This window comes from Micromonospora vinacea (assembly GCF_015751785.1).
Lineage (GTDB): Bacteria > Actinomycetota > Actinomycetes > Mycobacteriales > Micromonosporaceae > Micromonospora > Micromonospora vinacea.
Genome location: NZ_JADOTY010000001.1, coordinates 291787 through 313590, shown reverse-complemented (window position 1 = coordinate 313590; position 21804 = coordinate 291787). Strand labels below are relative to the sequence as shown.

23 protein-coding genes and 1 riboswitch are annotated in these 21804 nt (G+C 72.4%); of the genes, 7 read left to right on the top strand and 16 right to left on the bottom strand.

Going from position 1 to position 21804, the window contains the following annotated elements; all coding sequences use genetic code 11:
• Positions 1-11 precede the first annotated feature (11 nt).
• The 3 genes from IW249_RS01505 to IW249_RS01495 form a co-directional block, all read right to left on the bottom strand.
• On the bottom strand, positions 12-560 hold the full coding sequence (locus tag IW249_RS01505; protein ID WP_196919156.1) for a DsbA family protein: 549 nt from the start codon (positions 558-560) through the stop codon (positions 12-14).
• Positions 557-1054, bottom strand: coding sequence for a redoxin domain-containing protein (locus tag IW249_RS01500; RefSeq protein WP_196919155.1), 498 nt, complete (start codon positions 1052-1054; stop codon positions 557-559). The genes IW249_RS01505 and IW249_RS01500 overlap by 4 nt, the downstream gene beginning before the upstream one ends.
• A gap of 101 nt (positions 1055-1155) precedes the next feature.
• The gene (locus IW249_RS01495) at positions 1156-1842 is read right to left on the bottom strand and encodes a BON domain-containing protein (RefSeq protein ID WP_196919154.1); all 687 of its coding nucleotides are present in this window, start codon (positions 1840-1842) and stop codon (positions 1156-1158) included.
• A gap of 357 nt (positions 1843-2199) precedes the next feature.
• Here IW249_RS01495 and IW249_RS01490 point away from each other — a divergent pair, with 357 nt between their 5' ends.
• Positions 2200-4893, top strand: coding sequence for a cellulose binding domain-containing protein (locus IW249_RS01490; protein WP_196919153.1), 2694 nt, complete (start codon positions 2200-2202; stop codon positions 4891-4893).
• Positions 4894-5046: 153 nt separating this feature from the next.
• On the opposite strand, the gene IW249_RS01485 is transcribed toward IW249_RS01490, so the two are convergent.
• Both IW249_RS01485 and IW249_RS01480 read right to left on the bottom strand, forming a co-directional pair.
• The gene (locus IW249_RS01485; protein WP_196919152.1) at positions 5047-5445 is read right to left on the bottom strand and encodes a hypothetical protein; all 399 of its coding nucleotides are present in this window, start codon (positions 5443-5445) and stop codon (positions 5047-5049) included.
• Between the two features lie 166 nt (positions 5446-5611).
• Positions 5612-5755 carry a hypothetical protein gene (locus tag IW249_RS01480; protein WP_158629639.1) on the bottom strand — a complete coding sequence of 48 codons (144 nt, stop codon included), beginning with the start codon at positions 5753-5755 and terminating at the stop codon, positions 5612-5614.
• A gap of 386 nt (positions 5756-6141) precedes the next feature.
• Between IW249_RS01480 and IW249_RS01475 the strand changes: the two genes are divergently transcribed.
• A complete protein-coding gene (locus IW249_RS01475) occupies positions 6142-6504 on the top strand; it encodes an STAS domain-containing protein (protein ID WP_030330302.1) in 363 nt (120 codons plus the stop codon).
• Positions 6505-6522: 18 nt separating this feature from the next.
• On the opposite strand, the gene surE is transcribed toward IW249_RS01475, so the two are convergent.
• Both surE and IW249_RS01465 read right to left on the bottom strand, forming a co-directional pair.
• Complete coding sequence (gene surE / locus IW249_RS01470; RefSeq protein ID WP_196919151.1) at positions 6523-7350, bottom strand: 5'/3'-nucleotidase SurE; 828 nt, start codon at positions 7348-7350, stop codon at positions 6523-6525.
• Entirely contained in the window at positions 7347-8324 is a 978-nt protein-coding gene (locus IW249_RS01465) for a 1-phosphofructokinase family hexose kinase (protein ID WP_196919150.1), read from the bottom strand. Before IW249_RS01465 ends, surE begins: the two co-directional genes overlap by 4 nt.
• 189 nt (positions 8325-8513) lie before the next feature.
• Between IW249_RS01465 and IW249_RS01460 the strand changes: the two genes are divergently transcribed.
• On the top strand, positions 8514-8978 hold the full coding sequence (locus IW249_RS01460; RefSeq protein ID WP_196919149.1) for an SRPBCC family protein: 465 nt from the start codon (positions 8514-8516) through the stop codon (positions 8976-8978).
• 151 nt (positions 8979-9129) lie between these two features.
• Here IW249_RS01460 and IW249_RS01455 read toward each other — a convergent pair whose 3' ends face one another.
• The 5 genes from IW249_RS01455 to IW249_RS01435 form a co-directional block, all read right to left on the bottom strand.
• Positions 9130-9639 (bottom strand): hypothetical protein, encoded by a 510-nt coding sequence (locus IW249_RS01455; protein ID WP_196919148.1) that lies wholly within the window; start codon positions 9637-9639, stop codon positions 9130-9132.
• A 142-nt stretch (positions 9640-9781) separates the two neighbouring features.
• On the bottom strand, positions 9782-10846 hold the full coding sequence (locus tag IW249_RS01450; RefSeq protein WP_372432922.1) for a coiled-coil domain-containing protein: 1065 nt from the start codon (positions 10844-10846) through the stop codon (positions 9782-9784).
• Positions 10847-10851: 5 nt separating this feature from the next.
• A riboswitch (cyclic di-AMP (ydaO/yuaA leader) is annotated at positions 10852-10983 on the bottom strand.
• Positions 10984-11125: 142 nt separating this feature from the next.
• Positions 11126-12043, bottom strand: a complete 918-nt coding sequence (locus IW249_RS01445) for a cation diffusion facilitator family transporter (RefSeq protein WP_196919147.1) — start codon at positions 12041-12043, stop codon at positions 11126-11128.
• 106 nt (positions 12044-12149) lie between these two features.
• Positions 12150-14267: a HelD family protein gene (locus tag IW249_RS01440; protein ID WP_196919146.1), complete on the bottom strand. Its 2118-nt coding sequence runs from the start codon at positions 14265-14267 to the stop codon at positions 12150-12152.
• A 107-nt stretch (positions 14268-14374) separates the two neighbouring features.
• Positions 14375-15322, bottom strand: coding sequence for an alpha/beta fold hydrolase (locus IW249_RS01435; protein WP_196919145.1), 948 nt, complete (start codon positions 15320-15322; stop codon positions 14375-14377).
• Positions 15323-15491: 169 nt separating this feature from the next.
• Between IW249_RS01435 and IW249_RS01430 the strand changes: the two genes are divergently transcribed.
• Positions 15492-16118, top strand: a complete 627-nt coding sequence (locus tag IW249_RS01430; protein WP_196919144.1) for a carbonic anhydrase — start codon at positions 15492-15494, stop codon at positions 16116-16118.
• A gap of 74 nt (positions 16119-16192) precedes the next feature.
• Here IW249_RS01430 and IW249_RS01425 read toward each other — a convergent pair whose 3' ends face one another.
• The gene (locus IW249_RS01425) at positions 16193-16522 is read right to left on the bottom strand and encodes a hypothetical protein (RefSeq protein WP_030330285.1); all 330 of its coding nucleotides are present in this window, start codon (positions 16520-16522) and stop codon (positions 16193-16195) included.
• A gap of 308 nt (positions 16523-16830) precedes the next feature.
• Here IW249_RS01425 and IW249_RS01420 point away from each other — a divergent pair, with 308 nt between their 5' ends.
• Together IW249_RS01420 and IW249_RS01415 are read left to right on the top strand one after the other, a co-directional pair.
• On the top strand, positions 16831-17322 hold the full coding sequence (locus tag IW249_RS01420; protein ID WP_091409261.1) for a DUF3145 domain-containing protein: 492 nt from the start codon (positions 16831-16833) through the stop codon (positions 17320-17322).
• Between the two features lie 87 nt (positions 17323-17409).
• Positions 17410-19143, top strand: coding sequence for a glycoside hydrolase family 3 protein (locus IW249_RS01415; protein WP_196919143.1), 1734 nt, complete (start codon positions 17410-17412; stop codon positions 19141-19143).
• A gap of 42 nt (positions 19144-19185) precedes the next feature.
• Here IW249_RS01415 and IW249_RS01410 read toward each other — a convergent pair whose 3' ends face one another.
• Complete coding sequence (locus tag IW249_RS01410; protein WP_196919142.1) at positions 19186-19860, bottom strand: lipoprotein; 675 nt, start codon at positions 19858-19860, stop codon at positions 19186-19188.
• A gap of 132 nt (positions 19861-19992) precedes the next feature.
• On the opposite strand from IW249_RS01410, the gene IW249_RS01405 reads away from it, so the two are divergent.
• A complete protein-coding gene (locus tag IW249_RS01405) occupies positions 19993-20211 on the top strand; it encodes a hypothetical protein (protein ID WP_091409273.1) in 219 nt (72 codons plus the stop codon).
• Positions 20212-20262: 51 nt separating this feature from the next.
• Here the strand turns inward: IW249_RS01405 and fabF are convergent, their stop codons facing one another.
• Together fabF and IW249_RS01395 are read right to left on the bottom strand one after the other, a co-directional pair.
• On the bottom strand, positions 20263-21489 hold the full coding sequence (fabF, locus tag IW249_RS01400) for a beta-ketoacyl-ACP synthase II (RefSeq protein WP_112582580.1): 1227 nt from the start codon (positions 21487-21489) through the stop codon (positions 20263-20265).
• A 2-nt stretch (positions 21490-21491) separates the two neighbouring features.
• A complete protein-coding gene (locus IW249_RS01395; RefSeq protein ID WP_030330276.1) occupies positions 21492-21731 on the bottom strand; it encodes an acyl carrier protein in 240 nt (79 codons plus the stop codon).
• Between the last annotated feature and the right edge of the window lie 73 nt (positions 21732-21804).

Sequence of the window (21804 nt, the reverse complement as noted above, 5' to 3'; positions counted from 1 at the left end):
GTGGCTGACGGTCAGGGGTTGGCGGCGGCGTCCACCGCCGTCAGCAGGTCGGGTAGGTCGTACCCGCCGTCGTGCCGAACGCCGTTGACGAACAGGGTGGGGGTGCCGTTCACCCCGCTGCGGATGCCCCCCACGAAGTCGCGGCGCACCCGGTCCGCGTGGGCATGGTTCTCCACCTCGGCGTTCAACTCGTCCGGCGGCAACCCGACCTGCTCGACACCGAGCGAGAGGTGCACCGGGTCCAACTGATCCTGGTGCTCGTAGAGCCAGTCGTGCATCTCCCAGAACCGGCCCCGCACCCCGGCAGCCTCGGCCGTCTCGGCGGCGCGTTCGGCGTACGGGTGCACGTTGGCGATCGGGAAGTACCGGTAGACCAGCCGTACGGTGTCGGCCCGCTGCCGCAGCAACTCGTGCAGGTTCGGGTACGCCGCACCGCAGAACTGGCACTGGAAGTCGCCGTACTCGACGACTGTCACCGCCGCGTCGGCCGGCCCCCGGATGTGGTCCTCGGTGGTCACCGGGTCTCGAAGTCGGGCGGTGACCTGCAGTGGCGTACTCATCCGGCCATCACCTTCCGATCGGCGGCGAGTCGGTCCAGCGCGTCGAAGATGCCGTCGGCGCCGGGGTTGACGTCGGGCGGCGACAGGTAGCTCCAGGTCACCGTCCCCGTCGGGTCCAGCACCACGAGCGCGCGGGCCGCCTCACCGTTCGACATGTACGCGCCGTAGCTGCGGGCCACCTCGCCCTTGGGCTCGAAGTCGGCCAGCAGCGGGAACTCGATGCCCCGGCTCTCCGCGAACGCCCGGTGCGACCAGATGCCGTCCACCGAGATGCCGAGCACCACCGCCCGGTACTGGGCGAAGACGGGTGCTGCCGACTGGTAGAGCGACATCTGGTCACCGCAGACCGGGCTCCAGTCGGCGGGGTAGAAGGCGAGCACGACCGGCCGGCCACGGAACTGCTCAGGTCCCAGCAGAGCCCCGTCCGGGGTGGCCGGCACTGCGAAACCGGGCGCGGTGCGCCCCGGTTGGATCAGCCCGTTCGGATCACTCATGCCGCCAGCCTGCTCCCGGGGTGGGTGAGGCGGCCTCACCCACCCCGGGTGGTTCCGCGCTCGCGCCGCGCTCGGCAGAGTGCGCTCAGCCCGCGTCCCGCTCAGCGCAGCACCGGGGCGACCGCGATGTGGTTCTGCACCTCCCGGATGCCCGGCGCGGACCAGGCCACCTGCTCGACCTCGGCCCGTTCGGGCATCGAGTGCACCAACCCGGCGAGTATCGCTGTGTCGCCGTGCACCCGGACGCTGATCCGTTCGACCTCGGTAGCTCCGGCCCGGGCGAGCGCGTCGACGATCCGGTTGGCCAGGTCGCGGCCGTCCGGCGCGGTGGCCGGTCGGACGGTGATGCCGTTGCTCACCCCGCGTACGCCGGTCAGTCGGGCGACCGCCCGTTCGGCGGCTCGCCGTTGGTACTCCCACTCGACGTCGCCGTGCAGTGTCACCCAGCCGGCCGAGACGGTGACCTGGAGCTTCTCGATGGGCACGAACGCGTCCCACTCCAGCCCGTGGCTGGCCGCGGCGGCCAGGTCGCTGTCGGCGCGCTCGGTGTCGTTGGTGAGCTGTACGGCCACGTCGTTGGCGACGGCCCGGACCGACGCGACCCGGTGGGTGGCCCGTTCGGCGGCCCACTTCTTGGCGTAGCTGTCCACCCGGCCGGTCAGGGTGACGACGCCCTCGGCGACGGTCACGCCGATCTCGTGCGGCTGCACCCGTGGTTCCCAGGTCAGCTCGTCGAGCACGGCGGACTGGATGTCCTGGTCGGTGCGGTTGATCTCGGCGATGGCCATCTGTCCCTCCTCCGCTGTTCCGTTGGCGGACCGGGTGGTGGCTGCGGCCGGAGGTCCGCCGTGCTGCGATCCTGCCGCCGCCCCGGGTGAGCCGTCCTCGCCCGGACCGGGTGACGGCATGGCCGGACCTGGGCGGAGCGGGCGGGAGACGCGGACGAACATCGATGATGGGAGCGCTTCCAAAGCGAGCCGCTTTCGGTTACGGTAATCGCGTTCCTCGATCGCGGGAGCCGTCGCGTCGGGTGGTGGAGCCAGGGCAGCTCCGCCCGTCCCCGTCGTCGTGCTCGTCCCCCGAGCCACGGCGTCACCCGTGCGATCGACCCCGTCCCCCGGGGCTCCATCCGAGAGGAACCGCAGATGCGGAGAAGTCTCGCCGCCACGGTCGTGTCCGTGTTGGCCGCCGCCACAGCCGTCGTGGTGGTCCCGTTCACCGCCGCTGGGTCGGCCCCCACCCCGGCCGCAGCGGAGGCGTACACCTGGCGAAACGTCAGGGTGGGCGGTGGCGGCTTCGTACCCGGCATCGTCTTCAGCCCCACCGAGAAGAACCTCATCTACGCGCGCACCGACATCGGTGGGGCGTACCGCTGGGAACAGGCCAGCCAGTCCTGGACGCCGCTGCTCGACTGGGTCGGCGCCGACCGGTGGGGCTACAACGGCGTGGTCAGCATCGCCACCGACCCGGTGCAGACCAACCGGGTGTACGCCGCTGTCGGCATGTACACCAACGGCTGGGACCCGAACAACGGCGCGATCCTGCGCTCGGCCGACAAGGGCGCCACCTGGCAGGCCACCGAGCTGCCGTTCAAGAACGGCGGCAACATGCCGGGCCGGGGAATGGGGGAGCGGCTCGCCGTCGACCCCAACCGGAACAGCATCGTGTACTACGGCGCCGAGGGCGGCAACGGGCTCTGGCGCAGCACCGACCACGGCGTGACCTGGGCCCGCGTCGCCGCCTTCCCCAACGTCGGTAACTACCGCGCGGACCCCAGCGACCCGAACGGCTACAACGGGCAGAACCAGGGCCTGACCTGGGTCAGTTTCGACAAGAGCACCGGCACCGCCGGCTCCACCACGCAGACCATCTACGTGGGCGTGGCGGACAAGGAGAACCCCGTCTACCGCAGCACCGACGGCGGCGTCACCTGGGCGCGCATCCCCGGTCAGCCCACCGGCTACCTGGCCCACAAGGGCGTCGTCGACCCGGTCGGTGGACACCTTTACATCGCCACCAGCGACACCGGCGGCCCGTACGACGGCGGCAAGGGCGACGTCTGGAAGTTCACCCGGTCGACCGGGGCCTGGACGCGGATCAGCCCGGTGCCCTCCACCAGCGCCGACGCCTACTTCGGCTACAGCGGGTTGACCATCGACAGGCAACGTCCCAACACCCTGCTGGTGGCCACCCAGGTCTCCTGGTGGCCCGACGCCATCTTCTTCCGCAGCACCGACGGCGGGGCGACCTGGACGCGGATCTGGGAGTTCAGCAACTATCCGGAGAGGTCCCGCCGCTACACCATGGACATCAGCTCGGTGCCCTGGCTGACCTTCGGACTCAACCCGGCACCCCCGGAGGACGCGCCCAAGCTCGGCTGGATGAACGAGTCGGTGGAGATCGACCCGCACGACTCCAACCGCATGATGTACGGCACCGGCGCCACCATCTACGGCACCACCGACCTGACCAGGTGGGACACCGGCGGTCAGTTCACCCTCCGGCCGATGGTCCGGGGGCTGGAGGAGACCGCCGTCCTCGACCTGATCAGCCCGCCCAGCGGGGCACCCCTGATCAGCGCGCTCGGAGACGTGGGCGGCTTCCGACACACCGACCTGGACGCGATTCCGTCGATGCTGTTCACCCAGCCGGTGTTCACGAGCACCACCAGCCTGGACTACGCCGAGAGCAAACCCGCGGTGCTGGTGCGCGCCGGCAACTTCACCGACGCCGACCGGCCCAACGACAGTCATGTCGCCTTCTCCACCGACGGCGGCGCCACCTGGTTCCAGGGCACCGAACCGTCCGGGGTCAACCTGGGCGGCACGGTGGCCGCCGCCGCCGACGGCAGCCGCTTCGTCTGGGCACCCGGTGACGCGGGCCAACGCGTCGTCCACTCGGTCGGGTTCGGCAACTCCTGGGCAGCCTCGACCGGCATCCCGGCGAACGCCACGATCGAGTCCGACCGGGTCGACCCCACCCGGTTCTACGGCTTCAGCGGCGGGCGTTTCTACCGGAGCACCGACGGCGGGGCCAGCTTCACCCCGACCGCGGCGACCGGGCTGCCCACCACCGACGTGCGGTTCAAGGCCCTGCCGGGTCGGGCCGGCGAACTGTGGCTGGCCGGGCCCGGTGGTCTGTGGCGCTCCACCGACGCCGGCGCCAGCTTCACCAGGCTGGACGGCGTCAGCGCCTCCGGCAACGTCGGTTTCGGCAAGGCGGCACCCGGGCGGACCAACCCTGCGGTGTTCCTCTACGGCACAGTGAACGGTCAACCGGGCGTGCACCGCTCCGACGACGCCGGCGCGACCTGGGTACGCGTCAACGACGACCGCCACCAGTACGGCAATCCGACCGAGGCGCTGACCGGCGACCCGCGGGTCTACGGTCGGGTCTACCTCGGCACCAACGGTCGCGGCATCCTGGTCGCCGACCCCACCAGCGGCGAGCCCCCGACCACGCCACCGCCGACGACCCCACCGCCCACCACCCCGCCCCCGACCACTCCGCCCCCGACCACTCCGCCGCCATCCACTGGTTGCGCGGCGACCTACCGGGTGACCGGCTCCTGGTCAGGCGGATTCCAGGCCGAGCTGGTGGTTCGCAACGCGGGAAGCGCCCCCATCGCCGGCTGGACGCTGGGCTGGACCTTCGCCGACGGCCAGCGGATCGACCAGCTCTGGGGCGGCACCCACACCCAGACCGGGGCCGCCGTGTCGGTCCGGGACAGTGGCTGGAACGGCGCGCTCGCCGCCGGGGCCAGCACCACCGCCGGTTTCCTCGGCTCGTGGACTGGCAGCAACACGTCCCCGGCCGCCATCACCTGCACGAGTCGCTGAGCAGGTGATCCGGGCCGGAACCCCGGATCACCACGAAGCACCGGTCCGCCGGGCCGCCTGAGGGGTCCGGCACCCGGCGGACCGGTCCCACCCCACTACCGCAGCGGGCCCCGATCGACCTGAGTCGATCGGGGCCCGCAGTGGTGCTGTCGTTCAGACGGCGGGGGAGTTGGGGCGGTCGACGTCGACGAACTCCACGTCCTCGACGGCGCGGTCGTCCCGGCTGCCGGCGGCCCGTGCGGCGGAGCCGACGGCCCAGCCGACCGCCGCCCCGACGAGCGCGGCGCCGATCAGGAGCGTCCAGGGCAGTGCCGGCTGGCGGCCGGCGAGCGCGTCGAAGGCCAGCGAGGCGCGGCGTCGCGCCTCCTCGGCCGCGGATCCCACCAGGTCACCCGCTCCGTCGGCGAGGTCGCTGCTGTTCTGGCGGGCCGAGCGGGCGGTGTCCCGCACGCTGTCTCCGGCGTAGCTGACGGCTGAGAGCAGGTGCTCCCAGGCCTGGTCCGCGATCCGCTCCGGCTTGCTGCGGCGGTCCAGCAGGTTGGTTCCGAACATCGTGGTTACCTCCTCAGGTGCCGAAGCCGCCGGCCACTTCGGACTTCGGCGTCTTTCCAGCGCGTCACGGTGTCGCCTACCCCGCAGTGCCCCGCGTCAGCCGGCCGCAAACCCCGACCGCCGCGGAGCACCGGTAATTCGGGGCAGCGGAACTCCGGCCCCCGACTCAGCGCACCGCTGACACGGCCACGCCCCGGGCGAAGTCGTCGTCGTCATCGTCGTCATCGTCGCCCCCGCCACCGAAACCGCAGGCCAGGACGAGGGCAAGCAGAACGCCGACGCCGGCCAGCCCGGCAAGTCGCTTGATCATCGAAGATCCTCTCCGTCGCGGTGGTGTCCCGGCCGATGCTAGGACGCGTCGGCAACCGGGGCGTGGATCGCCGCCGGCCGGCGGTGGGCGACACGCCGACGGCACACGGGGAAGGTGTAGGTGGTGGACCGGTTGTCGGGTGTGCCGGCCGCGGACCGCTACCCTGGTTCGGCGGCGCGTCGGTCACGACCGATCGTCGGTGCTCAAATAACAAAAAGTCTTGAGTAATCAGATACTGAAAAGTGCGGATATGGGTGGCTTTGTGGGCCCGGATCCGCGAATTGCTCATCCCGAGGGGTGGCGACCGAGGCCGTCGGAGGAATACTCTCGGTCGCGGCCCGCGTACTGATGAGGCGCCCGGGGGACGGGCGGGTGGAGGTGCTCGCGTGAGCCTGTCGATCGTGAAGTCGGTTCTGTCCGGTGGTGTCGTGGAGATCGCCCCTCGGGGCGAGATCGACGTCGACACAGCGTACGAGGTGCGCGAAGCGATCGCAGAGGTGCTGGCCAAGGGCCGCCCGCTGCGCATCGAACTCAACATGAGGTTGGTCACCTTCATCGACTCCGTCGGCATCAGCGCCATGGTGGCCGGCTTCCAGACGGCCGAGGTCAGCGACGTCAAGCTGGTGGTCACCGAGCCGAGCCGGTTCGTGCACCGGCAGCTGTGGGTGACCGGTCTGCTCGGCCTCTTCGGTGCCCCGGAGCCCTACTTCGCCGGCGCCGCCACCCCCGAGGTGCTGCCCGGCGCCTGAGCGCGCCGCGGCACTCCGTCAGGGCTGCTCGTCCAGGCCGGTCAGGTCGATGTCGGTCGCCTCGGTGACCGCCCGGATGGCCGTCACCGACGCGTACCCGGCGGCCAGCAACGCCACGTCCGTGCCGGGCTGTGCGGCCTGCCCCGGCTCCTCCAGCGAGGTACGGACGAACCCGTGGCCGGACTCGGCCACCGTCATCTGCACCTGACCGAAGCTGGCCAGGCTGCCTCGCCGCACCCCGCGCAACTGCCCGTGCGGCAGGTCCGGGGCGTTCACGTTGAGCACGCTCTCCATCGGCGCGGAGGTCAACCGGGGGAGCAGGTCCAGGGCGACCCGCGCGGCCGTGCCCCAGTGCCGCTCGGCGTCGCGTACCCGGGCGGCGGCGTCCACCGCCGCGCCACCGCTCGCGGCCGTCGCCTCACCGGCCGAGAGCACGTCGAGGGAGACCGCCATCGCCCGGCAGCCGTTCGTGGCGGCGGTGAACGCGGCGCCCACGGTCCCGGAGTGCAGCACCGCCCGGCCGGCGTTGGCGCCCCGGTTGACCCCGGAGAGCACCACCGACGGCGGTGGACCGAACGCCCCGTGCAGGGCGATCAGCGTGATGAAGCCGGGGGACCCGGCGACCCCGTACGCCGGCACCCCCGCCAGGTCCGGCAGCGGGTGGTTGTTCACGACGACCCGCCCGTCCCGCTCCACGGCGCTCATCGCGGCGCTGGTGCCGCTCGCCTCCTCCATCGGCGCGGCCACCACCACGTCCAGGCCCCGCTGCCGGGCCGCCCAGGCAAGCGCCTGGATGCCAGGTGCCGCGATCCCGTCGTCGTTGGTGATCAGCACCCGCACTGTCATCGCTCGACCACCCGGCCGGCCAACTCGTCAGGGGTGGTCCGCTCCTGTTGCCGACTGTCTGCCGGCACCAGCCGAACCCGGTCCACCAGGCCGGTGATCGAGTCCAGCCGCCCGGTGCCCAGGCCGTGCCGGGTGACGTTGAGCGCGCCGGCGGCGGCCCCGGTGCGGATGGCGGTCCTGATGTCACCGCCCCTGGCCACGACGGCAGCCACCCCGGCGGTCATCGAGTCACCAGCGCCGCGCGGGTCGGCGGCCTCCAGTCGGGGCATCTCGACCTGGAACAACTCCCCGTCGATGAGTGCCAACGCCGGCTGGTCGGCGCGACTCACCACCACCGTCTCGGCGCCGCCCGCGTGCAGCTCGTACATGGCCCGGGTCAGCTCCTCGGTGTCGTCGCTGCGGGCGCGGCCGTCGCGGATCAACTCCTCGTGACTGACCTTGAGGAAGAACACCCCGCTCTCCAACACCGAACCGAGGTGGTCGCCGGAGAGGTCGACCACCACCCGGCCGCCGTTGGCGCCGAGGTCGGCGGCGAAGCGTCGGTACAGGTCGGCGGGTACGAGCCAGGGCTCGTTCGGCCCACTGAGGATGCTCACCGAGGCCCGTAGGCCCTCGCCGAGGGCGAGGTTGTACAGCTCGTCGATCTCGTGCCGGCTCAGCGGCTGTCCGGGCACGTCGGCGATCTCCTGCCGGGAGCCCTCCCGGCGATCGTGCACGTATCCGCCGCTGCCGGAGTCACGGACCACCACCTTGAGGTTGACGCCCTCGCTGACCAGCAGCGGCTCCAGCACCTGGCCGATCTCACCGCCGAGGGCGGCGCAGAGCACCACGTCGACTCCGAGGGAGATCACCATCCGGGCCTGCCAGACGCCCTGCCCGCCGGGGTGCAGGTGCAGCTCGGGGTGGTCGTTGGGCTGGTCCACTGTCACCGTCAGCTGTGGAGTGGGCGCGAAGACCATCACGTGCCCGCTCATCGGTCGTCGCCGTTCATGCTGGCCGCCCTCCGGCATCTTCGGAAGATTTTGTACTAACCGACCTTAATGGCGCAGGTGGTGACAGGTCGTCGCATCCGCCCGGTCCGGCGCGGCGCTGGGGGCCGCCGGGCGTTGCCAGGCAGACATCGGTACGGGACGATCGGGCGACCAACGACGGCGGGAGACGGTGTGCTCAGCAGCGATACCTTCAGCTACACCGTCCAGGCCCGGTGCTCACCCGCCGAGGCGGCCGCGTTGCTCAGTGACCTGACCCGGCAGGGCGAGCTGCATCCGCTGATCGTCCGGGTCCGCCGGGTGCCGCCCCGGCCCGGCGCCCAGGCCAGTTACACGATCAACGACCGGTTGGCGGCCGGTCCGCTGCGCTTTCGGACCACCTACCACGCGGACGTGCTGATCAGCGAGGCCGACGAGATCGTCATGGTGGCCCGCCAGTGGCCCGCCACCACCGTGCGCAACCACACCCGACTACGCGCCGAGCCGGACGGCCTGGTCCGCATCGACGTCGAGATCACCCTGACCGCGCCGACGCCACTGTTCCGCTACGCGTTCCGCCAGGCGCAAGCCGCTCACCTGGCCCTCGCCACCCGGCTGGGCGCGGCCCTCGACCGCACCGGCAACCCGCCGCCCACCTGAACCCGGCGCCCCGAGGCTCGCGCACCCGCTTCGTCGATCTTGCAGTTCCGGTTGTCGATATCGGTGAGATGCCCCCTTTGTCGGGACAGCAAGTGCAAGATCGCGGCGCAGGACAGGCCGTGGCCTTGGCGCGTACTGCGGGCGGAGGCACCTAGGTTGTGGTTTCGGCGCGAGCGCGGTTCGTGCGGGTGGTTCGGGCGGCGGGACGCCGGCCCCACGGCTTGTAGGTGGACAGCACCGTCGCGATGATCATCAGGCTGGTCGACACCGCCGGCGCGATGACCAGATCGGCGCGATCGCGTGCGGGCAGGGCGGCGCCGACCGCTCCGGCGTGGCGCAGGTTGGGGGTGAGCAGGAACAGCACCAGCCCGACCATCACAGTGGTGAGCACCAGCTTGACCAGCACCCACCGGTGGCGCAGCAGGCCCCACGGGGTGAGCAGCGAGCTGGCGACTCCGATCAGCCAGACCAGGACGCTCAGCGGCGCGAACAGCAGCGTCCCGACCAGGGCCGTGACCGGATAGACCACCGCCGGGTCGGCGCCCCGCTGCACGGCGATGCCGAGGGTGAGTAGCACCAGGTCGGCGCCCAGCCAGCCGAGCGAGGTGACGAGGTGCAGGGTGAGCAGCGCCTTGCGGGTGGCGGGTCGGATCCGAGGCATACGCCGATGCTGCCCGCCGGCCCCGGCCGGGTCGTCCGACGAGCGACGACATCAGGGGTACGCCCGGCGACGTAGCCCGGCCCCGGACACGCGTGATGCCTGTGAGCCGTCCCGGTGGCTCACAGGCATCACGACGCGTGGGTCAGTAGACCGACAGGTGCACGTGGTTGGTGTGGTCGGTGGACGGGGTGCCGTGCGCCCCGCTGTACGACTTCCACCCGCTGCTGGGCAGCCAGATCTGCCTGTACCAGATCACGTAGAGCACGGCGAGCCGGTCGGCGTTGCGGATGAAGTACGCGGCCAGGTTGTTGCCGTACGTCTTGTCGCCGCCGGTGGCGTTTCCGCCGAAGCCGTTCTTCTGCGCGGCGAAGTCGCAGGCCCGGCCCTTCGGGTGCTCACCGGAGCCGCTGGGGCGGTGGCACGAGACGTACCGGGTGAAGCCCGCGGACTTGGCCTGGTTGAGCGCGTGCAGGGTGCGCGGGGTGATGCAGCCGTTGGCCGGCGTGGGGTCGTTGACGCTGCACGACTCGGAGGGCCAGGAGCCGTCGGAGTTGCGCGGCGCGGCCTTCGCGTTGGCGCTGGAGGTGCCCCGGTTGGAGCCGGCGTCGGCGGTGGTCTGCGGCTTGGGCGTGGTGGCCACGGTCAGGGCCCGTTCGGCCTGGTCCTTGCGCTTGGCCATCACCGCGACCTGCTTGCGCTGTTCGTTGATCTCGCCGTCCAGGGCCACCCGGGTGCGGTTGGCCTTGTCCTTGCTGTCGAGCAGGTCGCGAAGCACCCGGTCCTCGTTGGCGGCCACCGCGTCCAGCGCGGCGGCCCGGTCCATGAAGCCTTCCGGGGTGTTGCTGTTGAGCAGCGCCGACATCGCGCCGAGCCGGCCGGTGCGGTACGCCACCTCGGCGATCTCGCCGACCTTGCCGTTGCGCTGGCCGATCTCGACCTCGATGGTCTTCAGTTGGGTGGCGAGCTGCTGTTGCCGTTTCACTGAGGTGTCCAGGGCGCGCTTCGCGTCCAGGTAGCCCTTGCTGGCGGCCTCGAGTTGGGCGCGCAACGCAGGGGTGCCGCCCTCCTCGTCTGAGTCGGGTGCGGCGGCCCGCAGGCCGGTCGGGGGAGCGGCCGAGGCGGTGCCGGCCGGGAGCGCGACGCCGAGGGTGAACATCGCGACGATCAGGGCCGCCAGTCGGGCGGCGGGTGGTCGTGCTGGTGCCACTGCGCATGTCCTTCCGTCAGCCGCCGACCGGGTTAGCTGACGGGTTCGGGACGGAAGATCCCTACCGCTGACGCGGATACACCCCAGGAACATGGTTCCCCGGTTCGCCCGCTTGGGCGATTAGGCGGCGGCCGCCACCGGCGCCGGGAAGGCGCCGCCTGGTGGAGGCCGGGACCGAGCCTACCGGTGCCGGTGGGGCGGCTGCAGCCAATGTGACGGACGGTGCGTGCGTCACCACGGAAAATTACGGCAAGAGCGGAGGAAGGCTCCGAAAAGCCCTCACCACTCGATGGAGCCGCACGCTCCGGAGGCGGCGCCCGGCTCGATCTGCAACGTCGCGTGCTCGATGCGGAAGTCGTCGTGCAGGGCGGTACGCGCCGCGGTGAGCACCGCGCCGACCTCCGCGCCGGGTGCCATGGTCAGGTGTGCGGAGGCCACCTCCATGCCCGAGGTGAGCGTCCAGACGTGCAGGTCGTGCACCTCGACGACACCCGGGACGGCGGCCAGTCGGTCGTGCACGGCGGTCACCTGGAGGTGCTCCGGGGCGGCCTGCACCAGGATGCGGATGGCGGCGCGGGCCAGCCGCCAGGTGCGCGGCAGGATGAATACGCCGATGGCGACCGCGACCAGGGGATCTGCCCACCACCAGTCGGTGACGGTGATGAGCAGGGCCGCGCCGATGACGCCGAGCGAGCCGAGCAGGTCGCCGACCACCTCCAGGTAGGCGCCCTGGAGGTTGATGCTCTCCCGGGCCCCGGCGCGCAGCAGGGCGAAGGCGGCGACGTTCGCGAGCAGGCCGAGCACTGCCACCGCGAGCATCGGGCCGGCGATGACCTGGTGCGGGTCGCCGAAACGGCGGATCGCCTCGATCACCACGTAGATCGCCACGCCGGAGAGCAGGACGGCGTTGGCCAGCGCGGCGAGCACCTCGAGCCGGTAGAGCCCGAAGGTGCGCTGCGGGTCGCCGGTGGCCCGCCGGGTCGCCGTGATCGCGGCGAGCGCCATCCCGATGCCGAGCACGTCGGTGAACATGTGCCCGGCGTCGGAGAGCAGGGCGAGTGAGCCGGTGTGCAGGGCGACCACCGCCTCGACCACCATCAGGGTGGCGAGCAGCCCGAACGCCGCCCAGAGTCGACCTCGGTGCTGGTGTGCGGCATTGGCGACGGACCCATGGTGGTGGTCATGACCTGCGCCCACGAGAACCACCTTCCGCCGCTGGTCGGGACCCGGTCAAATGTATGCTCACATCGCTATGTGTGCAAGTGTACGGGCAGCGCCTCCCGCCGGCGGCAGTCCGCACACGTCAGCCGGTCGGGTCGATGGTGGTGAGCCGCTGGGTGGCCCGGGAGAGCGCCACGTACAGGGTGCGTACCCCGGCGCCCGGATCGGCCCGGATCTCGCTCAGGGCGACCAGCACCACCCCGTCGTACTCCATGCCCTTGGCCTCCAGGCTGGTTACCACCTGCAACCTCGGCGCGCCGAGTGCGCCGAGCCAACCGGCGACCTCGTCCCGGCGGGGGACCGGCGTGATCACCCCGACCGTGCCCTCCACCTCGGCCAGCAGGCCGGCGGCGGCCTCCACTGTCGCGGTCTCCAACCCCGACGCGGGCACCACAAGCTCGACCGGCTCGACCCCGGTGGAGCGGACGGCGGTCGGCAGCGGCAGGTCGGGGTAGAGCCGACGGATCTCCGCCGCTGCCACCGCGAAGATCTCCGCCGAGTTGCGGTAGTTCGTGGTGAGCGTGAAATCGTGTCGCTTGCGCCGGCCCAGCGCCTGGTCGCGGGCTCGGGTCAGCTCCTCCGGGTCGCCGGTCCACGCGGTCTGCGCCGGGTCGCCCACCACGGTCCAGGACGCCAGCCGGCCGCGTCGACCGATCATCCGCCACTGCATCGGCGAGACGTCCTGCGCCTCGTCCACCACCACGTGCGCGTACTCCCGGTAGTCCTCCGGACGCTCCCGGGCTGCAGCGCGGGCGGCCCGCTGCCGTTCGCCGAGCGTGCTCAACTCGCGCACGCCGCCGGCGAGCTGGAACGGGTCGCGTCGGGCCTTGGCCGCCTGCGCGGGCTTACCGAGCAGGGCGTCCAACTCGTCCAGCAGCGCCACGTCGGCGATGGTCAGCCCGGCCGAGTCCAGGTTCCGGTACGCGGCGTTGAGCAGCCGGATCTCCGCCGAGGAGAGGATGCCCCCGGCGTAGCGGCGCAGCCGGTCGGGCTGCGCCAGCCAGCCGAGCACGTGCCGGGGGTGCAGCCGGGGCCACCACGCCTTGAGGAACTCCCGGAACTCCGACCGCTCGGCGATCTCCGCCTCGAAGGCCGGCTGCTCCGGCAGCCGGCCGCTGCTCAGCTCACGGGCCTGCGCCCAGAGCGCCGCGAACACCCCGTCGAAACCGGCCCGGCGCACCTCGTTGCGCCGCGCGCCGCGTTGCAGCGCGCGGTCCCGGATCCGGTCCAGCGCGGCCCGGTCCAACCGCAGCAACGTGCCCCGGTAGAGCAGCCGCAGCTCACCCGGGCCGCCCGGCACCGCGTCGCGGGCCGCCCGCTCCAGCACCCGGCGCATCCGCAGCGAGCCCTTCACCGCCGCCACCTCGGGTGGGTCGGGGCGGGTGGCGGTCATCCCCGGAAAGAGCGTGCCCAGCGAGTGCAGGGTCGCGGTGTCCTCACCGAGCGACGGCAGCACGGAGCCGATGTACTCGACGAAGACCGAGGACGGGCCGACCACCAGGATGCCGCCGCCAGCGTAGCGGCTGCGGTCGGAGTACAGCAGGAACGCGGCCCGGTGCAGGGCGACAGCGGTCTTGCCGGTGCCGGGGCCGCCCGCGACGATCGTCACCCCGGAGCCGGGCGAGCGGATCGCCTCGTCCTGCTCCCGCTGGATGGTCGCCACGATGTCGCGCATGCCCCGGCCGGTGGCCTTGGAGAGGGTGGCCAGCAGCGCGCCGTCACCGACGACAGTCATCCCCTCCGGGGCGGCCGACGGGTCCAGCAGGTCGTCCTCGATCCGGGTGACCCGCTCGGCGCGTGACTGGATGGTGCGCCGCCGCACCACGTCAAGCGGCTGCGCCGGGGTGGCCTGGTAGAAGGCGGCGGCGGCCGGCGCGCGCCAGTCGACGACAAGCGTGACGGCGTCCTCGTCGCGGATCCCGAGTCGCCCGACGTGCAGCACCTGACGGTCGCGCAGGTCCAGCCGGCCGAAGACGAGCCCCTCGTGCTCGGCGTCCAGGGTGTGCCGCCGCTGCGCCGCGTGGAAGACCATCGCGTCGCGCTCGACCAGAGCGCCGTGCGTGCCCACCCGGGCCATCCGGTAGCCGTCACGCTCGGCGCGCACGGCCGACCGTCGCAGCTCGGCCAGTCGGGCGTACACCCGGTCGAGGTGTCGTTGCTCGACGGCGATCTCCTGCTCCAGGCCGGTCTGGTCGGTCAACGCACGCTCCTTCAGAGGTCGCCGGCAGGCGGCGGGAACCGCGCGGGCCAACCGAGAAGAGTACGGCCCCGGGCCCGACCCGCCGCGCCCGAGGTGCGCGAACGTACTCAGGCACCCGTCTCGGCGGGGGTCGCTCCAGGGTGGGCCGGCGACGATTCGGTGAGCACCCGCCGCAGCACGCCGGTGAGCGCGGCGTTGACCTCGTCCGGCCGTTCCATCATCAGCATGTGCCCGGCACCTGGGCAGACGGTCAGCTCGGTGGCCGGCAGAGCGGCCGCGATCGACTCGGCGCACGGCGGTGGGGTCAACCGGTCCCGGTCGCCGACCAGGGCGGCGGCCGGCAGGTGGGCCAACGCGGCGAGGGTGTCCAGTCGGTGCTGGGTGCCGATGGAGGCGCGGAACCCACCGATCGAGCGCAGCGAGGCCCGGGCCACCGCCGACGTCACCAGGCGGATGTCGGCCGGCTCGCAGCGGTCACCGAAGAGCATCCACCGGATGCTCGGTTGCAGCGCGTTCAGCAGTGCCCGGGGCGCGCGCCACGAGCCACACCGGGCCAGCACGCCGGCGCCGGTCGTCTCGGCCAGCCGGATCAACCGGGCGATCCGCGGCGAGAGCCCGTAGACGGTGTGCGTGTGCCCCTCGGCGGTGGTCGAGACGAAGACCAGACCAGTGGTGCGGGCGGCGAAGTGCGCGGGGTGGCGGTGGGCGTACTCCATGATCGTCATACCGCCCATCGAGTGCCCGACCAGCACCACCGGGCCGGTCGGCGCCACGGCGTCGATCACCGCGGCCAGGTCGTCACCCAACTGGGCGACTGTGGCCGTGGGCAGCGCCATGCAGCTGGACCGGCCGTGCCCCCGCGCGTCGTAGGTGACCACGCGTACCGCGTCGCCGAACGGTGCCGCGGTGAGCGCGTCGACCTGCCGGTGCCAGGCCCGCCCGTCCAGCGTCCAGCCGTGCAGCAGGATGGCGGTGACCTGGGCGTCCGTCGGACCCGTCGCCTCGACGTTGAGCCGTACACCGTCCGGCAGGCCGACCTCGAACCGCTCCGGCATCGCCACCTCCCCAGGGCCGCCCAGTACCACCAGCACCGGGATACCCGGCGGTAACACCGGCTACCCGCCATGACACCACGCCAATCGCGCCGTCGCGAACATTCCCGACCTCGCCCGTGCGGGACGGCGGCGGGCCAAGCTGAACGGCATGGTGTCGTCGGGAGCACCCATGGGGGCGACGTCGGGGCAGGGACGGCAGGCCGGCGGTACACCCCGCGCCGCGCTGGCCGACCTGCTCGCCGGTAACCGGCGGTTCATCAGCGGTCAGCCGGTGCACGGGCACGACGTCACGGCCGCCGCCGCCGCGGCCTCCGGCGACCAGCAGCCGTACGCCGTGGTGCTGGGCTGTATCGACTCCCGGGTGCCGTTGGAGGCGATCTTCGACCAGACCTTCGGTGCGATCTGTGTGATCCGTACCGGGGGCCACGTGCTCGATCGCGCGGTCTGCGGCTCGATCGAGTACGTGGTCGGCCAGCTCGGCGTACCGCTGGTGATGGTCCTCGGCCACGAGCGGTGTGGCGCGGTGGAGGCCGCTGTGGCGGCGCTGCGCACCGGACAGCGTCCCGGGGGGTCGCTGGCGCACCTGGTGGACGAGATCGCCCCGGCGGTGGCCGAGGCGGGGATCGACGATCCGGCGGTGCAGCCGCTGGCGATCCGCCGGCACGTCCGGCGCACAGTGCGCACCCTGCGCGAGGACGACCTGCTGGCCGGCCCCGTGGCTGCCGGCCGGGTCGCCGTGGTCGGTGGCCTCTACGACCTGGCCACCGGCGAGGTCACCCTGCTCGATCCGGGCTGACCCGGACCGTGGACACGCGAAACCGCCCGCCGGGAACTCCCGGCGGGCGGTTTCAGTGGTGCGGTGGGGAGGGCTCAGCCCTCGAAGACGCCGGCCGCGACCAGGCGCTTCTCGGTGGCCTCCCAGCCGTCACCCGGGTGGGTGGCAGCCAGGTTGTTGATCTCCGCCCGGATCTTGGCGGCGTGGCCGGCGGCGGCCAGCACGCGGATCTCCTCGACGAAGGCGTCGGAGTCCGTGCGCAGGTGCGCGGTCTTGCCGTTGGTCAGGTTCCGCACGTAGGCGTGCTTGCCGCCGTTGAGCGGGATGAGGTACTTGAACTCGCCCAGCACGCTGAGGGCGCCACCCTGGCCAGCCTGGCCGGCCCGGACGGACGCGCGCGCGGTCTTAGAGGTGTTGCTCGCCACGGAGGTACTCCTTGCAAGACGTACGGGAGGACTGGACGTCCGGGGGCTGTGTGCGGGTCGTACGTGACTCGGCCCGCGAAGGTGTAACGCGGCATAAGCCGCCGGTGGAACTGTACAGGACCACGACATCATGCTGGTCGTCGCGGTGTCCTGAGAGGCAACGGCGACCACCCGTCCGGCTATTCCACCCGGCGTTTTTTCCGATTCCCTGGCGCACCACGCGTCACAGGAGTCATCATGTGTTGCAGCAGCCACCTGGGTGGACGAGGTCGTAGGGGAAGACGCACCTCGCTCTCCGGGAGGTCACCGTGCCAACGCGTGGCGTCGTATACGTCCACTCGACCCCGCTCGCCGTGTGCTCGCACGTCGAGTGGGCGATCGCGCGCGTCCTAGCCGCGCCGGTCAACCTGCAGTGGACGGCTCAGCCCGTCGACCCCGGCGCACGCCGGGCCGAGTGCGGGTGGACCGGTCGTCCGGGGACGGGCGCCGAGCTGGCTGCTGCCCTACGGCAGTGGCCCATGATCCGTTTCGAGGTCACCGAGGAGCCGAGTCCCGGTGCCGATGGTGAGCGCTTCATGTACGTGCCGGCGCGTGGCCTGTTCCGGGCGACGGTCGGCGTGGCGGGCGACATCCAGCTCGGCGAGGACCGACTTCGGGCGCTGATGGCGGCCTCCCGGGCCCCGGAGGCGCTGGCGCACGCCCTCGACAAGGCGCTCGGCACGGCGTGGGACGCTGACCTGGAGCCCTACCGGTACGCCGGCGACGGCGCCCCGGTGACCTTGCTCACTCGGGTCGGTTGACCCGGCCGCCGGGCCGCTGGCCGTACGCCGTCGAGTCGGTGACGACCGGTAAGGTCAAGTTGCCCCGATAAGGGAGAAGCTGGTGGGATGGGCGGCGTGTCGAATCGCCCGTGGCGCGCCCGTATCGCTGTCGCCGCCCTGACCGCCCTGCTCGTCTCCGGCTGCTCGGGTGGCTCGCCCCGCCCCGCTCCGACGCCCAGCCCGGTCGGCACGTCCGCCGGCCCGAGCGTCCCGGCCGTACCGCCGGCCAGCGACCCCGCCGGCCGGGCCGCCGCGCTGGTCGCGACGCTCTCCGACGAGGACCTGGTCGGCCAGGTGCTGATGCCGTACGCCTACGGCGACTCGGCGACGAAGGTCTCCGCCGGCTCGGCGGCCGGTAACCAGGCCCTCGCCGGGGTCGACACCCCCGCCGACATGATCGCCAAGTACCGGTTGGGTGGCCTGATCCTGGTCGGCTTCAGCGCCGACGACCCGACCAAGGGCAACCAGGAGACCACGAACGTCGACAACCCCAAGCAGGTGCACGAGCTCACCACCGGGCTGCGTACCGCCGCCGGTCGGCTCGCCGCAGGTCCCGCGCCGCTGCTGATCGGCACCGACCAGGAGTACGGCGTGGTCACCCGGGTGACCGACGGGGTCACAGTGCTGCCCAGCGCCCTCGCGGCCGGCGCCGCCGGTGACCCGAAGCTCACCGAGGCCGCCTGGCGGGCCGCCGGCGCCGAGTTGGCCGCGATGGGCATCAACATCGACTTCGCTCCGGTGGCCGACGTGCTGGCCACCCGCAGCACCGTGATCGGCTCCCGGTCGTACGGCGCCGACCCGAAGCAGGCCGCCACGCAGGTGGGCGGCGCGGTCCGTGGCCTCCAGGCGGCCGGGGTCGCCGCCACCCTGAAGCACTTCCCCGGGCACGGCCACAGCGCCGACGACTCGCACCAGGACCTTCCGGTGCTCACCCAGTCCGCCGCGGCGTTGCAGAGCGGAGCGTGGCCGCCGTTCACCGCCGGGATGGACGCGGGCGCGATGGCCGTGATGTCCGGTCACCTGGACGCGCGCGCGATCGACCCGGGGACCCCGGCGACGTTCTCGCACAAGCTGCTCACCGACGTGCTGCGCGGCCAACTCGGCTTCAAGGGCGTGGTGATCACCGACGGGATGAACATGCCGCCCGCGAAGCGCTGGGCTCCCGGTGAGGCGGCGGTCCGGGCGCTCAACGCCGGTAACGACCTCATTCTGATGACCCCGAACGTCGGTCAGGCGTACGACGGGCTGCTCGCCGCACTGCGCGGCGGATCGCTGCCCCGCACCCGGCTGGTCGAGGCGGTCACCCGCGTGCTGACCATGAAGTTCCAGCTCGCGCAGGTGCCGGCGGCACAGATGTCCACGCTGAACACCCCGGAGCACCGGGCGGCCGCCGACGCGCTGGCCGCCGCCGCCGTCACAGTGCTGCGAGGCTCCTGCGGCGCAGCGGTACGCGGGCCGGTCACCGTCACCTCGTCCGGCGGTCGGGACGGAACCCGGGCCACGCTCACCGCCGCGCTGACCGCCGCCGGTGTGCAGGTCAAGCCCAGCGGCGGCACGATCGTGCACCTGGTGGGCTACGGCGACGGCGCCAAGGACCTGCGCCCGGACGCGGCGGTCACTGTCGCCATGGACACCCCGTACGTGCTGGCCGACGCCAAGTCACCGACGCTGCTGGCCACGTACTCGTCCAGTCGGGCGTCGATGACCGGCCTGGCCGCCGTGCTCGCCGGCAAGGCCCGCCCGGGCGGCCGATCCCCGGTGACCGTCCCCGGACTGCCCGCCACGACCTGTCGCACCTGACCGGCCGGCCCGGACGGGTCGGCGCCACCTCAGTCGCCCACCTCACTCGCCCTTCGTGAGGCCTCGCACCGCGAGCCGGTACGCCGGCAGCACGTCGGTCCGTTCGGCGATCAGCCCCTCGTTGACGGCGAAGACCAGCGTCTGCCCCGCCGACTGGACGGCCAGCGCCCAGTTCCGCGACTCATCCTCCTCCTCGACCAGCGGGTTGGTGGCGAGCCAGGTCATCTCGGTGGCGTCGAAGCCGCCGGCGCGGAGGTCGCGGAACTGTTGGCCGGCGACCGTCTCGCCGGCCCCGGCGGCGAAACCCTCCAGCGCGGCGCGCGGCGTGACCGTCGGCGAGTCCGCCGCCCAGATCCGCAGGAATCCGCCGCCGGCCGGGCGCCCGTCCACCTCCCAGCGCACCGTGGTGCCGCCGCGCTTGGTGAGCGCCTCGCCGAGCAGCTCGGCCAGCTCACCCTTGGGCGGCTCGATCGCCTTGGCCGTCCACCCGTCGGCCAGCGGAAACGTCACAGGTACCGGGCAGGGGGAACCCGTGCCGCCGGCGGTGCCGCTGGGCGACGCCGGGGCCACCTCGTCGTACCAGGGCTCACCAGTGGCCTGCGGGGCCGGGGCGCCGGCCGCGGGCCCGGCGGGAGCGTCCGCGTCGTCGCCGCAGCCGGTCAGCAGGCCGAGGGTGAGCGCCGCCGCCGACACGGCGACGAGGGTACGAGTGTCCATGGTGGTGATCCCCGTCAGTCGATCTTCAGTCGGCCCATCTAAGCCGTGGGGTCTCCCGACGTCAATCGCGATCGCCGCACCCCCTACCGAAATCGGGTCGCCCCGCCCCGGTCGGTCTGACAACCTCCCCCCATGGGAGCGGCAGCAGGATTCCGGCACACGCAACGGGCGGACGGCACCGTGGTGATCACCCACCACGGACGGGTCGCCGGCACGCTGCGCGGCGCTCGGGCCGCGGAGTTCCTGGCCGAGGTCGACGACGACCCGCAGTTGGTGATGGCCCGCTGGACCGGCAACTACCGCCACGGCAACGAGCGCACCGCGAAACAGCACCCCCGCAACCGGGGCTGAACGACGCGAAGGGCCCCTCCTCGATGAGAGGAGGGGCCCGTGCGGAGGATCTCAGGGACGAGCGAAGACGAGCGCCACGTTGTGGCCGCCGAAGCCGAACGCGTTGTTCAACGCGGCCGGGATCTCCATGTGGCGGGCCTTGTGCGCGGCGACATCCAGGGTGAGGCCTGGCTCCGGGTCGTCGAGGTTGATCGTCGGAGGGACGACGCTGTCGCGGATCGCCAGGATGGTGGCGATCGACTCCAGCGCACCGGCCGCACCGAGCAGGTGACCGGTCATCGACTTCGTCGCGGACAGCACCGGGTGGTCGCCGAGCGCCTTGTGCAGCCCGCCGATCTCCAGCATGTCCCCGACCGGGGTCGAGGTGGCGTGCGCGTTGACGTGCACGATGTCCCGCTTCGCCACGTCCGCGTCGGCGATCGCCTTGGCGATGGCCCGGATGGCGCCCTCACCCTCGGCGTGCGGCTGCACGATGTCGTACGCGTCGGAGGTGATGCCGGCGCCGGCGAGGCGCGCGTACACCCGGGCGCCCCGGGCCGCGGCGTGCTCGGCCCGCTCCAGCACCACGATGCCGGCGCCCTCGCCGAGGACGAAGCCGTCCCGGCCCCGGTCCCACGGGCGGGAGGCCCGCTCCGGGTCGTCGTTGCGGGTCGACATGGCCCGCATCGAGCTGAAGCCGGCGATCGGCAGCGGGTGGATGACCGCCTCGGTGCCGCCGGCCACCACCACGTCGGCCCGGCCGGAACGGATGATGTCCAGGCCGAGGGCGATCGCCTCGGCGCCGGTGGCGCAGGCGCTGGCCACCGAGTGCACGCCGGCCTTGGCGCCCAGCTCCAGCCCGACCCAGGCGGCCGGACCGTTCGGCATCAGCATCGGGATGGTGTGCGGGGACACCCGCCGTGGCCCGGAGGCCTCCAGGATGTCGTCCTGGGCGAGCAGGGTGGTGGCACCGCCGATGCCGGAGCCGACGCTGACGGCCAACCGCTCGCCGTCGAGGTCGGAGCCGGCGAGGCCGGCGTCCGCCCAGGCCTGCTGCGCCGCGATGATCGCGATCGCCTCGGAACGGTCCAGGCGGCGCAGGCGGACCCGGTCCAGCACCTCGGACGGCTCCACGGCCAACTGGGCGGCGATCCGGACCGGCAGTTGCGCGGCCCACTCCTGGGTGAGGGCACTCACCCCGGAGCGGCCGGCGAGCATGGCGTCCCAGGTCGACGCGACGTCCCCGCCAAGCGGGGTCGTCGCGCCGAGCCCGGTGACGACGACGTCAGGACGACTCATGATCAGGACTGCGCCGCGATGTAGCTGACAGCGTCGCCGACGGTCTTGAGGTTCTGCACCTCGTTGTCCGGGATCTTGACGCCGAACTTCTCCTCGGCCGCGACAACGACCTCCACCATGGAGAGCGAGTCGACATCGAGGTCGTCGGTGAAGGACTTCCCCTCGGCCACGTCGTCCGGGTTCACTCCGGCAACCTCTTCGAGGATCTCGGCGAGGCCGGTGGTGATCTCGTCACGGGTCATTGCGGTTGGTTCCTTTCATCGGGGTTCTCCGGCGGTCGGCGTCGCCGACCGCCACTCCTCGACGCGTACGCGC